Source organism: Flavobacterium cupreum (assembly GCF_003996965.1).
GTDB lineage: Bacteria > Bacteroidota > Bacteroidia > Flavobacteriales > Flavobacteriaceae > Flavobacterium > Flavobacterium cupreum.
In genome coordinates this window covers 347,525-360,899 of the sequence record NZ_QWDM01000002.1, presented here as the reverse complement: position 1 = coordinate 360,899, position 13,375 = coordinate 347,525, and the positions used below count along the sequence as shown (strand labels likewise).

Below are 13,375 nucleotides of genomic sequence, written 5' to 3'. Positions count from 1 at the left end.
TAGTATCTAAGCACCTCTTAAGAACCTATTTCCCTGATGCCTTTTATAAAAATCCATTTCATGAATAGCTTTTCACCGTCTTTAGTTTTCACAGCCTGAAATTTAGGCGAAATCAAAGTAGCAGCAATAAAAGCTGTCATTGGAATCCAAAGTCCTGTTAATCCGGTATAAGTCGCGACCACATATCTTGCTGCAATAAACAAGATAGCAAAACATCCTAACTGATATAAAAAACCTCTTACTTGTAGTTTTGTCATTTTTTTTAAAGTTGCTAAGGTTCTGAGAGGCTAAGGTGCTAAGTTTTTTTTTAAAATTTTAGCAGCTTAAATCTTACACCCTAAAGTTTATATTTTTTTATGCCAGGTTTTCGTAATTAAAAAGCTGCCAGGTAAAAAAACCTTAGCAACTTAGAATCTTAGATACTCAGACACTCAGAACCTTTATTCATTAACCTGAAACTTCGTTCTCTTACTTCCCTCGTACATCTCGTACTTAACCAGACGCGCTTCCAAACTTGCATTAAAAAGTTTGATTTTTCTGGAAGGTTTCAGGCCTACGAATTTCAGGGCTTCAAGATTGGCCGTGATAAACCAGGCATTCGTTCCCGGATAGCTTTTCTTTAAAGTGTCTCCAATATTTTTGTAGAACTCTTCCATATGAATGTCCAGACGTTCGTCATAAGGCGGATTGAAAACCATGTGTAACTTTCCTTCTACCGCTTTTTCGCTTTCAAAAAAGTTGTCTTCAGAAATAGTCACATAATCCTCCAGATTGGCATTCTTTATGTTGTCTTTGGCTTTGTTTACAGCACTTGGTGCTTTATCAAAACCTTTTATCGTATAATGAAATTCCTTTGTCTTTTTCATCAGGCTGTTGACAATATTGTCAAACAAATCATTGTCCCAGTCTTTCCATTTCTCAAATGCAAATTCCTTACGGTTGATGTTTGCCGGGATATTGCAGGCAATCATCGCTGCTTCTGCCAGAAAAGTCCCTGATCCGCACATTGGATCCAGAAAATGGCTCTGCCCTTCCCAACCTGATAACAATAAAATTCCTGCTGCCAGGACTTCGTTAATCGGAGCAATATTCGTAGCTGTTCTGTAACCACGCTGATGCAGTGAATTTCCTGAAGTATCCAAAGCAAGCGAGACCTGATCTTTATCGATATGCACATTAATCCTTAAATCTGGAAACGCTTTATCAATACTCGGACGCTGTCCCGTTCTTTCTCTGAACTGGTCTACAATAGCATCTTTACATTTCTGGGAAACAAACTCGGAATGGTTAAAATAAGTCGAATGCACAGTGGCATCAATTACAAAAGTCTGATTGGCATTCAGTAATTTAGACCAGTTTACGCCTGAAATTCCCTTATAAAGGGCCTGCTCATTATTAGCTCTGAAAGAATAAATCGGTTTCAGGACCTTAAGTGCGGTACGCAACGATAAATTGGCTTTGTACATAAAACCCTTATCTCCTTTAAAGCTTACCATTCGCACTCCTTTTTCTACATCCTGAGCACCAAGCGCACGCAATTCATTCTCTAATATTTCTTCAAAACCAAAAAAACATTTGGCTATCATTCTAAAATTTTCTTCCATTTTCTTATTTGAATTAAAACAGATTTCCGGTCAAAACCGAATCTGCAATAAAAACTTTCCCTTAAACACAACGATTCATGAGGTATCGTTGCGAAATAGTTATTTTTCGGCAAAAATACACTAAATTTGCGGGACTTTGAATTAATTGAAATAGAATAAATGTCTGACGCATCGAACTCCTCAACACCGAATCAGGAACGTAACACCGAAAATTGGTTTACTTCATGGTTTGACACTCCGTATTACCACATTCTTTATAAGGACAGAAACTACAGGGAAGCCCAGATTTTTATGGACAACCTGACTCATTATCTGAACTTGCCCGAAAAAGCAAAAGTACTGGATCTTGCCTGCGGAAAAGGACGCCATTCGATTTATTTAAATCAATTGGGTTTTAATGTCTTAGGTGCCGATTTATCAGAGAACAGCATTGCCGAAGCCAGTAAAAACAGCAACGAAACCCTTCACTTTAAGGTACACGATATGCGTGAACCGTTCGAAGAAAAATTTGATGCCATATTCAATTTGTTTACCAGTTTTGGTTATTTCGAAAGCGATGAAGACAATCTTACCACCCTGAAAGCCATCAAAGACAGCTTATCCGAATATGGTTTTGCGGTAATTGACTTTATGAATGTAAATCAGGTGATTGAAACGCTGGTGCCCGAGGAAGTAAAAACCGTTGACGGTATCGATTTTAAAATCAAAAGATATGTGCAGGATGGTCACATTATTAAAGAAATAGACTTTGAAGATCAGGGAAGACATTTTCATTTCACCGAAAAAGTAAAAGCCCTGACGCTGAAAGATTTTGAAGACTTAATGGCCGAAGCGGGTATTTTCCTGTTGGATATTTTTGGGGATTATAAACTGAAAAAATTCCACAAAACCGAAAGCGAACGATTAATCATGATTTTTAAATAAAATTGTTAGTCGTTTAATTGTGTAACCGTTTATTCGCTTAGACAAAAAAACAATGAAACGATAAAACGAATCACCGATTAAACAAAATACAAATGAACTATTTATTACCCTTATTTTCTGTACTTCTAGGTTATTTTGTGGCTTTGTTTCTAAAACCAAAAAGCAAAACCAATCTAAAACTTTTATTAGCTTTTAGTGGTTCGTTTTTATTATCCCTGACGGTAATGCATTTGTTGCCGGAAGTTTACGAATCCCACAATCACTATATCGGACTCTTCATCATGATCGGGATTTTATTTCAGATCATTCTTGAATTTTTCTCCAAAGGAGCCGAACACGGTCACGTACACGGACATGCACAAATGTCCCAGATTCCGTGGCTGCTTTTTATCAGTTTGTGTATTCACGCCTTCCTCGAAGGTTTTCCTGTGAGCCATCATCATGATTTAGCCCTCGGAATTGCGATACATCACTTACCGATTGCTATTATCTTAACAACATTTTTCATCAATGCGAATTTAAACAAGAAAGCCATTTTTGTGTTCATGCTTACCTTTGCCGTTATGACTCCGCTGGGCACAATCGCATCCGATTATCTGCCTGTTTTAAATGACTATTACACCGAGATTACCGCTATCGTAATCGGAATCTTATTTCATATTTCCTCTACCATCATTTTCGAAAGCAGCGAAGGACACAAGTTCAATGTCGCCAAAGTATCCATGATCGTAGTCGGAATCGTTCTCGCCTTTTTCCTGTAATCAGGGCGTGCCCCCATTTACTAAAGGCGCATGTAACAAACCGCTGATAATGCGCCTTTAGTAAATGCGGCCGGGCTATCCGCACTACTTCGGTAGTAACTCCTATCCCTCACGCAAAAAACTCCGTCATTCCCATATATTTCGTTGTCAGAAGCCTTAAAACTTTGTAACTTTGAGACCTTGCAACTCACAACCCGAAAAACACAATGACTTTTACTAAAACCACAGAACAGGCATCCAAATACGAACATTTAGAAAAAATGTCCGTTCACGAACTGCTTACCAATATCAATAACGAAGACAAAACCGTTCCGCATGCTGTGGAGAAAGCGTTACCACAAATTGAAGCCCTTGTGGCACAGGTGGTCAACCAGTTAAAACTAGGCGGACGATTATTTTATATCGGTGCCGGAACCTCAGGACGCCTGGGTGTTGTAGATGCCTCTGAATGCCCTCCGACTTTTGGAGTTCCGTTTGATCTCGTAAACGGAATTATTGCAGGCGGCGACACAGCCATTCGTCGTGCGGTAGAAAATGCCGAAGACAATGCCACTCAAGCCTGGATTGATTTACAAGCGCATAATATTAACAAAAACGATGTTGTTATAGGCATCGCAGCTTCCGGAACTACTCCGTATGTTATTGGAGGACTGGAAAGCTGTAATCAGAATAATATTGTAACGGGGTCTATTAGCTGTAATGCCGGAAGCCCGTTGTCTTTAACAGCTCAGTTTCCTATTGACGTTGTCGTCGGACCGGAATTTGTTACCGGAAGCTCCAGAATGAAAGCCGGAACAGCCCAGAAATTAGTTTTAAATATGATTTCGACTGCAGCCATGATTCAGCTTGGAAAAGTAAAAGGCAACAAAATGGTTGATATGCAATTAAGCAATGTCAAATTGGTCGATCGCGGTGTGAAGATGATTATGGGAGAAATTCCGGTTTCCTATGAAGAAGCGTCTGATCTGCTGAAAAAACACGGAAGCGTACGAAAAGCGGTAGACAATTATAATTTATAACATAAAACGGACTCTTTCAATAAACCGCAAAGTTCGCAACCTGAGACCTGAAACTTCAAACCTGAAACAAAAAAAATGGCAACAAATAAAGAATTACTGGGAAAAGGCGTGAAATATCTAACGGGTTCCTTACCTCTCTTGTTTATTGGTCCTTCGTTGATTTACAATGCATTTATGAATCAGCATACCAACTGGCACTATCTGGTTTTGGGAATCGGAATTGTAGCTTGTCTGAGTGCCATGTTTTTAATTTTTTACGGATTGAAAACCATGATGAGAGGTTTGTTTAATGACTAATTTGTATCTTTACTAAAATTCACCATTATGGATATTCAAGCAGAATTAAACTGGATTCATCAGGAAATTGATAAAGTAAAAGATCCCTCTTTTGTAGAAAAAATGAAACATCTTTTACAATCCATCAACAACTCTACTGTTGATTCTGATGCAGCATACAATTTAGATATCGAAAATGCTTTGGAAAACATTAAAAAAGGGAATGTTTACACTGAAGATGAAGCCAGGGAAATTGCAAAAAAATGGGGAAGAAAATAATTTGGGCAAGCGATGCTTTGAACCAATTAGAAGACATTCATTTTTACATTTTCTTTGAAAGCAAATCAATTACTATTGCTGATAAAGTGGTTAATACTATTTTCGAAAGCATCGAAATACTAAAAACGCAGCCGGAGATTTATAAACCCGATAAACAAAAAACAGGCAACGACGGTACTTTCAGAGTCTATTCAGTTTATGATTATGCTGTTTCTTACCAAATAACTGAGGAGATTATTTATATTCTTCGAGTACGTCACAACGCCAGAAAATCCAAAAAACATTCATGGAAAGTTTAATACACATTCAGAAAACATTCGACAAAGTCATTTATATTGACAAAAAAATAAACAACCGGGAGTTTGAAGATTGTGTCTTTAAAAACTGTGATTTTTCCAACAGCAACTTTGCCTACAATACTTTTTTGGATTGCGAATTTATCGACTGCAACCTGTCCATGACCAGTTTGGCCGGAACGAGTTTAAAAAACGTGACTTTCAAAAACTGTAAACTCCTGGGAATTGCCTTTAGTGAATGTGACGATTTTTTATTTCAGGTGTATTTTGAGGAAAGCGCTTTAGACTATGCCATTTTTTCGAACAAAAAGATGCCCAAAACCAAATTTATCAATTGTTCGGTAAGGGAAGTTACTTTTATCGGAACCAACCTGACCAGTTCGCTTTTTGATCAGTGTAATCTGGAAGGCGCCATTTTTAATGAAACCCAGTTAGCTGCTGTGGATTTCAGAACGGCTTATAATTATAAAATTGACCCCGAATTTAATCCGATGCGAAAAGCACAATTCTCTACTCAGGGAATTGAAGGGCTTTTGGATAAATATGATATTAAAATTGTATAAAAAAGACAACACGTATTTTCGATTTTCATTTCAGCAAGAAACAATTAATAATTTTAATTCGTGAAAATTCGTGAAATTCGTGGCCAAAAAAAAATAATCATGGAAGCAATCGACTCGTATTTAGAAAGCCTTAAAAAGCAATTTTTATACTATAAAACATTAGGCGAAAAAGCAATGGCCCAACTGGAACCCGAGCAGCTTTTTACCGCCGTAAATGAAGATACGAACAGTATTGCCACTATTGTAAAACACGTTTCGGGAAATATGTTATCCCGATGGACTGATTTCTTAACGACCGATGGTGAAAAAGAATGGCGCAACCGTGATGCCGAATTTGAAAACGACTTACTGTCCAAAGAAGAAGTTTTCGCACTTTGGAATAAAGGCTGGGATTGTTTCCTCAATACGCTGAACAGTTTAAAAACAGAACAGCTTTCTGAAATAATTTACATCCGAAACGAAGGCCATACGGTTATAGAAGCGATCAACCGGCAGCTGGCACATTATCCGTATCACGTAGGACAAATCGTTTTTTATGCCAAGCAATTAAAAAAAGACAATTGGGAAAGTTTATCAATCCCGAAAAATAAATCAGGAAATTACAACGCTGAAAAGTTCGCCAGGGAAAAAGAAATTAAGAACTTTACGGACGAGGAATTAAAAAAGTTCAAATAATTAGTTTTGTCCGTCTGAGCGAAGTCGAAGACTACGAGGACCTGTCAGAGCAATTTGTCTGTCTGAGCGAAGTCGAAGACCTAATGAAACGAAAAATTCCATGGCCTTCAATCAGGCGAAATGAAAACAAAAGTCCCAGCCCTGATTGTAATGGAAATCCTTTTCATTTTTTTCTTTAAAAAATGAAAAGATTGAAATGGAAAGCAGGAATTAGCTCCTTAAAAAATAACTTACATGAAAATGAAAAAAATTATATTCTTGTTACCATTACTGGCTTTAGTATCCTGCTACGATGCGGAACACAACTGCAAAGACTTTAAAACCGGAAAATTCAAATTTGAATTCGAAGTAAACGGTGTAAAAAAAACAACCGTTTTTGAGCGTAAAGACGATATTGAAATTGAAACTTTTGAGGGTAAAACCGATACTTCTGCCATTCGTTGGGTAAGTGACTGCGAATATATCCTGCAGAAAAAACACCCGAAAAACATGGCCGAAGAAAAAGCAATCAGCATGAAGATCCTGACTACTTCTAAAGATTCTTATACTTTTGAGTTTGGTATGGTAGGTTCTGATGAGAAACAACGCGGAACTGTTTTTAAAATTGACTAAATTTTCGCATTACATATATTAGAAAAGTTCCTTAGGAGCTTTTTTTTATATACTTTTCTGAAAAATAAACTTGGGCTTTAAAGCTCAGAAAAAGTTAAAGGTGTTTCTTTTACATTTCTATTTTTAGTACTACATTACAACCTAAATCTGAAGCATGAAAAATACCATTTCGCATAGAGTTGCCGACTTCCTGAAAAATTATCCGCCCTTTAGTTTTTTGCATCAGGCCGATCTTGAAAAACTATCCGAACAAATTTCTATTGTTTATAAGGAGAAGGATGCCGTAATTTTTGCTGAAAATGAAAAAACCCACGATTCTTTTTATGTGGTGCATAAAGGAGCGGTGGCTTTAAAGAAAAACCTAAAAAACGTTGTGCTCGACATGTGTGACGAAGGTGATATTTTTGGACTGCGTCCGCTTTTGGCACAGGAAAACTATATCATGGAAGCTGTTGCCCACGAAGAAAGCATACTATATGCCATTCCGATAGCCGTTTTTAAACCGTACGCACTCGAAAACAGAATCGTGGGGAATTTCCTCATTGAAAGTTATGCTTCCAATACGCGAAATCCGTATTCTGACATTCATAAAGACAAACTTTACGGCGACGATCTGGTTCCCGAATCCATGCATTCCGAAAGCCATTCCTTTGACTTACAGCCCATAAAATATTCAAAGAAAATTGTGACCTGCAGCCCGTCAACAACAGCCAGGGATGTTGCGAAAATCATGAATAAAAAGAAAGTCGGAGCGATATTGATTGTCGATGAAATGGTTCCGATCGGGATTATTACAGATAAAGATCTTCGAAATAAAATTGTGACAGGCGACTATTCGATCCTGACCACCGCAGAAACCATCATGACCAAACCGGTTGTCACCTATCCTAAAAAAATGACGGTTACCGAGGCGCAGATGGCCATGATGAAAAGCAATATCAGTTATTTATGCCTGACCAAAGACGGGACCAACAATACAAAAGCGGTCGGAATCCTGTCGAAACATGATGTTATGGTAGCCCTTGGCAATAATCCGGCTGTTTTGATAAAAGCCCTGAAAAGAGCTAAAAAACCCAAAGACATTAAACCCATTCGTGCCCGCATCATGCAGTTGCTTCAGGGATATCTGGATCAGAATATTCCAATGACGCTGATTTCAAAAATCATCACCGGATTAAATGAAGCCTGTACCAGCCGCGTTATCGAAATGTCAATCGAAAAAATGAGCAGTCCGCCGCCTGTAAAATTTGCCTGGCTGGCTTTGGGAAGTCAGGGCCGAAGCGAACAAATGCTGCATACCGATCAGGACAATGCTATTGTGTATGAAAATGTTTCTGAAGTTTTCAGGGAAGAAACTAAAGTATATTTCCTGAAATTTGCCGCACTGGTGAACAAAGGCCTTTTTGAAATTGGTTACGATTATTGTCCTGCCGATATGATGGCTTCAAGTCCAAAATGGTGCATGAGCCTGGACGAATGGAAAAATCAGGTGCATCACTGGATTACGAATCCGGGAAAAAATGAGGTTTTGTTGTCTTTTATCTTTTTTGATTACAGTGTCACCTATGGTGATGCTGAAATAGCCAATGAACTTTCGGATGCTATTTTTGAAAACATCAAAGCAAATCCTGTTTTTTATGTACATCTGGTGAGCGGTGCTTTGCAAAGTCCTTCCCCAACCGGCTTTTTCAGGCAGTTTTTGGTCGAACAGGATGGTGCCAACAAAGACAATTTCGATATTAAAAGAAGAGCCTTAATGCCGCTGACGGATGCAGCGCGGGTTTTGATTTTATCCCATTCCGTAAAATCCATAAGTAATACGGCGGAACGTTTTGAAAAACTGGCCGATCTCGAACCGAATAACAGGGAACTGTATCTTTCCTGTTCGTATTCGTTTAAAGCGTTATTAAAATTCAGAACCAAACAAGGGCTTCTGCACAATGATTCCGGGCAGTTTATCGCTTTGGAATCTTTATCGAAAATGGAGAAAATAAAACTCAAAAGAACTTTTAAAACCATAAAGGAACTTCAGGAACTGATCAGCGTCCGTTTTAATATTTCAAATATCGTATAAGCATGGGTTTATTTAATTTTTGGAAGAAGGAAGAAAATTTATTCGACGAAACGGTTACGATTGAAGAAACCCGCTTTGTGGTTTTAGATACCGAAACGACAGGTTTTGATTATGAAACCGACCGGATATTGTGCATTGGCGCGTTGGTGCTTCAAAATGGAATTATCAATATTCAGGACAGTTTCGAAATGTATATCGAGCAGGATCATTACGACAAAGCAACGGCTCAGATTCATGGCATTTTGAAAGCCTTCGTCGTTCAGCGCCCGACGGAATTAGAAGCTTTACAGCAGTTTCTGGCATTTCTGGGAGATTCGGTTATCATTGCCCATCACACTATTTTTGATGTGACCATGATCAATCGCGCTTTAGAAAGAAATGGCCTGCCCCTGCTAACCAATCTCACTTTAGACACTGCCATTTTATATAAAAAGACCTTAATCAAATCGCATCTATTTGAACGAAAAGACCATTATACTTTAGACGATCTTGCCGATAAATTTGATATTTCGAAAAAAGACCGGCATACGGCTTTGGGTGATGCTTATATTACTGCTATTGCCTTTTTGAAGATTGTTAAGAAACTGAAAGAAAAGAAAGTCATTAATCTGAACTCCCTTTTCAAATAAATATTTTAAGCTTTTTTTATAAAACTAAAATTTACAATTAACCACCCGTATTTACAATTTAGTAATACATACCTTATTATTTGTTAGCAATTATAAAAAATTACCATAACATACATTTTGTTTTTGAAAGATAGCTTTGTAAAAATAAAAAAACAAAACACTATGAAATTTAATTTTTTAAAATCAATGGCATTGCTGGGTATTACAGGTCTTTCTGTAATCAGTTGTCAGGATGATGACAACAAGACGCCGTCTAACGAGGTAAACGCTGAAATCGATTTTACATCACATTCAAAAGTTCCTCCTTTTGTATTCGCAATGAATGGTTTCGAAAGTCTTAAAATCAGTACACTTATCAGTAGTACCGATGTGTTGCCGCAATCACCTGCATTTGTTTACGGAGCTCAGCCAGATGGTGCCGGATTTATGAAAAATCCAAATGGAGAAGGGTACATTTTGATTACCAATCACGAGATATTACAATCGGTTTCCAGAGTTTATCTGGATAAAACGTTCAAACCGGTAAAAGGAGATTACCTGGTAGACGGAATTGGAGGATTAACCCGTTTGTGTTCTGCAACTTTGGCAACACCGGAAATTCACGGATTTGGCCCGATTTTCTTAACTGCAGGAGAAAGCGGTCAGGAAAGTATGGTACACGGAATTAATCCGCTGGGATTATCTTCTGACAAAAGCAAAACCGACAGGGTTTTACCTGCTTTAGGAAAAGCAAGTATGGAAAACGCAGTTCCGTTACCAAAAGAAGCATATCCGGGTAAAACTATTATTTTGATCGGAGAAGATCAGTCGTATGCCACTTCACACGTAAGCGCGGGACAATTGATTATGTACATGAGCAATACCGTAGGTGATTTATCAAACGGAAAATTATACGCTTTAAAAAGAACAGACGGAAATCAGGTAGAAACTGCAATGACTTTAAACAATTCATACCCGGTTTCATTTGTTGAAATCCCGGATGCCAAAAACCTGACAGGAGCCGTTATCAATACTACAGTAAATGCATTGGGAGCCATTCGTTTTTCAAGAGTCGAAGATGTCGATTACAGAAAAGGAAGCGCCAGCAACAACAGAGAAGTTTATTTTACTGCCACAGGACAGGCGACATCAAACGCTCCTGTTGACGGGTACACCATGTGGGGAAGAGTTTATAAATTGAAAATGGATGCTGCTGATCCATTGAAAGGAACTTTAGAATTAGCCGTTGAAGGGGACAGTACACCCGGAACCGGAATCATCAATCCTGATAATCTTTGTGTAACTGAAAACTACGTTTACATTCAGGAAGATGGTGACAGTTATTATGCAGATGCTAAACACGATTCTTATATCTGGCAATATAGCATTGCTTCAAAGCAAAACAAACCATGGCTTAACATGAACCACAAAAGAACCGATACGGCCTGGAACGCTTTATACAACCAGACTGGTGAAATGAGATTCGGAAGCTGGGAATTTGGTGCCATGCAGGATATTTCAGATCTAATTGGTGTTCCAAATACTTTTACGGTAAATATTCACCCGCATACCTGGCAGCTTGACGCGTTTAAAAATGCGGACGGTTCGGGTATCAACACTAATAAAGAAGGTGGACAAACTGTTATTATCAGAGACGTACAGCGATAATAATTTCAAACTAAAATAAAATTTATGGCCCTTATTTTTTCAATAAGGGTTATTTTCTTTTTAAGTATATATGATACAATTAAAACATTTTACTTCCCTTTTTGTATTGCTTTGCCTGATTTCGTGCAAAGACAATCCCACTTCTCAGACGACTGTTAAACAGGATTTAATCATTGATTTAAACAAATTAGATAATGAAATCATACAATTTCAAAAACTGGTTGTTGAAAACAAATCACAGGCAGCAATTGTAGCACAGTTTAAAAAATCCCGTCTGGCGTATAAAAAAACAGAATGGGCGATTGAATATTTCATTCCCGAAACGGCCCGTTTTATGAATGGCCCGGCGTTGGATGAAATGGAACTGGAAGAAAACAGGTCTTTTGAACCGCATGGTTTTCAGGTCATGGAAGAACTTATTTACCCCGAATACGATACCAAAAACAAAGAAGATTTAGTTCGGGAACTGAAGATTTTTATGTCGAACATCAAGCAGGTAAAAAGCACTTTTGAAGTCATTGCCATCAGTAATGATTATGTCCTGGACGGTATTCAGCAAAACGTGTTCAGGGTGATTGCTTTGGGAATTACCGGTTTTGACAGCCCGATTCTGCAGTCTTCTGTTCCTGAAGCGGGCGAAAGCTTAATTGGCATTCCGAAAGCACTCGAAAAAATCAATGCAGCCAATACCACACTGCCGGACTTAAAAAAACTGACACAGGAAGCCCAAAAATATTGTACGCAAAACGATAATTTCAACTCCTTCAACAGAGCCGTTTTTATAACAGAATACCTGAATCCGATTTCCAAAAAGATAAAAGCTTTTCAAAAGGAAGAAAAAATCAAAAATGTAAAGAAAAGCAGCCCGTTAAAGCCCACCGCAATAACGTTGTTTGATAAAGATGCTTTTGATGTGAACGGATTTGTATTGTCTGAAGATTATAACTTTACAACTGATAAAGCCGCTTTGGGAGAAAAATTATTTTATGACAACAGCCTGTCCAAAAATAGTGACCGAAGCTGTGCCTCCTGCCATCATCCCGAAAAAGCTTTTACCGATGGACTGAAAACAAATCTATCGCTAAACGGCAGCAACCTAATGAGAAACACGCCTACCCTAACTTACGCTTCCCTGCAGAATGCCCAATTTTGGGACATGCGCCAATTGGATTTAGAAAAACAAAGTGTTGATGTCATCGAAAATACAGACGAAATGCATGGTTCCCTGAAAAATATTCACGCTCAGGTTTTACTGGACGATGCTTACATTAAACTTTTCAAAAAAGCGTATCCCAAAACAGCCAAACCGGAAGCCTGGCAAATTCAGAATGCCATTGCCAGTTATGTAAGATCGCTAAACTCCTTTGATTCTAAATTTGACGATTATATGAGAGGCCAGAAAAACAAACTGACTGATCAGGAAATCGAAGGAATGAATCTTTTTATGGGAAAGGCAAAATGCGCCACCTGTCACTTTACGCCTTTATTTAACGGAACGGTTCCTCCAAATTATTCCAAAACCGAACATGAAGTGATCGGAACTCCGAAAGACGCCTCCGGAAAAGCACTTAGTCCGGATACGGGACGCTATTTATACAACAAAATGCCGCAGCTAATTGGAGCTTTCAAAACACCAACCGTTCGAAATAGTGCTGTTACAGGACCTTACATGCACAATGGTGTTTTTAAGACTCTTGAAGAAGTAGTTGATTTTTATAATAAAGGCGGAGGAAAAGGTTTGGGATATGCCGTAGACAACCAAACGCTGCCTTTTGATGAACTAAAACTAAATAAAAAAGAGGAACAATCCCTGGTTGCTTTCATGAAAACACTAACGGATAAAAGGTATCAGAAGAATTAATTTTTTCTCGCAGATTGAGCAGATCTGGCAGATTTTTTTTAAAAACAGATCCGCTGAATCCTGCAAAAGCTGCGGGAGACTTTAATCGCAAAGTGAAAACAATGACTAATTTTTTCCCGCAGATTTAGCAGATCTGGCAGATTTTTTTTAAAATA

The 13,375-nt window shown here is 38.2% G+C and carries 15 protein-coding genes; 13 read left to right on the top strand and 2 right to left on the bottom strand.

Going from position 1 to position 13,375, the window contains the following annotated elements; genetic code table 11:
- Positions 1–17: 17 nt before the first annotated feature.
- Both D0817_RS04165 and D0817_RS04160 read right to left on the bottom strand, forming a co-directional pair.
- Positions 18–257: a hypothetical protein gene (locus D0817_RS04165; RefSeq protein WP_127337144.1), complete on the bottom strand. Its 240-nt coding sequence runs from the start codon at positions 255–257 to the stop codon at positions 18–20.
- 183 nt (positions 258–440) lie between these two features.
- Positions 441–1,604, bottom strand: coding sequence for a THUMP domain-containing class I SAM-dependent RNA methyltransferase (locus D0817_RS04160; protein WP_127337143.1), 1,164 nt, complete (start codon positions 1,602–1,604; stop codon positions 441–443).
- A gap of 159 nt (positions 1,605–1,763) precedes the next feature.
- Here D0817_RS04160 and D0817_RS04155 point away from each other — a divergent pair, with 159 nt between their 5' ends.
- The 13 genes from D0817_RS04155 to D0817_RS04095 all read left to right on the top strand — a co-directional run bounded on the left by D0817_RS04155 (position 1,764) and on the right by D0817_RS04095 (position 13,220).
- A complete protein-coding gene (locus tag D0817_RS04155) occupies positions 1,764–2,528 on the top strand; it encodes a class I SAM-dependent methyltransferase (RefSeq protein WP_127337142.1) in 765 nt (254 codons plus the stop codon).
- Between the two features lie 92 nt (positions 2,529–2,620).
- Positions 2,621–3,289: a ZIP family metal transporter gene (locus tag D0817_RS04150; protein ID WP_127337141.1), complete on the top strand. Its 669-nt coding sequence runs from the start codon at positions 2,621–2,623 to the stop codon at positions 3,287–3,289.
- Positions 3,290–3,495: 206 nt separating this feature from the next.
- Positions 3,496–4,308: an N-acetylmuramic acid 6-phosphate etherase gene (murQ, locus tag D0817_RS04145; protein ID WP_127337140.1), complete on the top strand. Its 813-nt coding sequence runs from the start codon at positions 3,496–3,498 to the stop codon at positions 4,306–4,308.
- A 75-nt stretch (positions 4,309–4,383) separates the two neighbouring features.
- Positions 4,384–4,605: a DUF6095 family protein gene (locus tag D0817_RS04140; protein ID WP_127337139.1), complete on the top strand. Its 222-nt coding sequence runs from the start codon at positions 4,384–4,386 to the stop codon at positions 4,603–4,605.
- Between the two features lie 27 nt (positions 4,606–4,632).
- On the top strand, positions 4,633–4,863 hold the full coding sequence (locus D0817_RS04135) for a hypothetical protein (RefSeq protein ID WP_127337138.1): 231 nt from the start codon (positions 4,633–4,635) through the stop codon (positions 4,861–4,863).
- On the top strand, positions 4,848–5,162 hold the full coding sequence (locus D0817_RS04130) for a type II toxin-antitoxin system RelE/ParE family toxin (protein ID WP_127337137.1): 315 nt from the start codon (positions 4,848–4,850) through the stop codon (positions 5,160–5,162). Before D0817_RS04135 ends, D0817_RS04130 begins: the two co-directional genes overlap by 16 nt.
- A complete protein-coding gene (locus tag D0817_RS04125) occupies positions 5,150–5,722 on the top strand; it encodes a pentapeptide repeat-containing protein (protein WP_127337136.1) in 573 nt (190 codons plus the stop codon). Before D0817_RS04130 ends, D0817_RS04125 begins: the two co-directional genes overlap by 13 nt.
- 99 nt (positions 5,723–5,821) lie before the next feature.
- Entirely contained in the window at positions 5,822–6,397 is a 576-nt protein-coding gene (locus D0817_RS04120) for a DUF1572 family protein (protein ID WP_127337135.1), read from the top strand.
- Positions 6,398–6,637: 240 nt separating this feature from the next.
- Positions 6,638–7,009, top strand: coding sequence for a DNA topoisomerase IV (locus D0817_RS04115; RefSeq protein ID WP_127337278.1), 372 nt, complete (start codon positions 6,638–6,640; stop codon positions 7,007–7,009).
- 154 nt (positions 7,010–7,163) lie between these two features.
- The gene (locus D0817_RS04110) at positions 7,164–9,083 is read left to right on the top strand and encodes a DUF294 nucleotidyltransferase-like domain-containing protein (protein WP_127337134.1); all 1,920 of its coding nucleotides are present in this window, start codon (positions 7,164–7,166) and stop codon (positions 9,081–9,083) included.
- 2 nt (positions 9,084–9,085) lie between these two features.
- Positions 9,086–9,712 (top strand): 3'-5' exonuclease, encoded by a 627-nt coding sequence (locus tag D0817_RS04105; RefSeq protein ID WP_127337133.1) that lies wholly within the window; start codon positions 9,086–9,088, stop codon positions 9,710–9,712.
- Between the two features lie 162 nt (positions 9,713–9,874).
- Positions 9,875–11,359: an alkaline phosphatase PhoX gene (locus tag D0817_RS04100; protein WP_127337132.1), complete on the top strand. Its 1,485-nt coding sequence runs from the start codon at positions 9,875–9,877 to the stop codon at positions 11,357–11,359.
- 70 nt (positions 11,360–11,429) lie between these two features.
- Positions 11,430–13,220: a cytochrome-c peroxidase gene (locus D0817_RS04095; RefSeq protein ID WP_127337131.1), complete on the top strand. Its 1,791-nt coding sequence runs from the start codon at positions 11,430–11,432 to the stop codon at positions 13,218–13,220.
- Positions 13,221–13,375 lie beyond the last annotated feature (155 nt).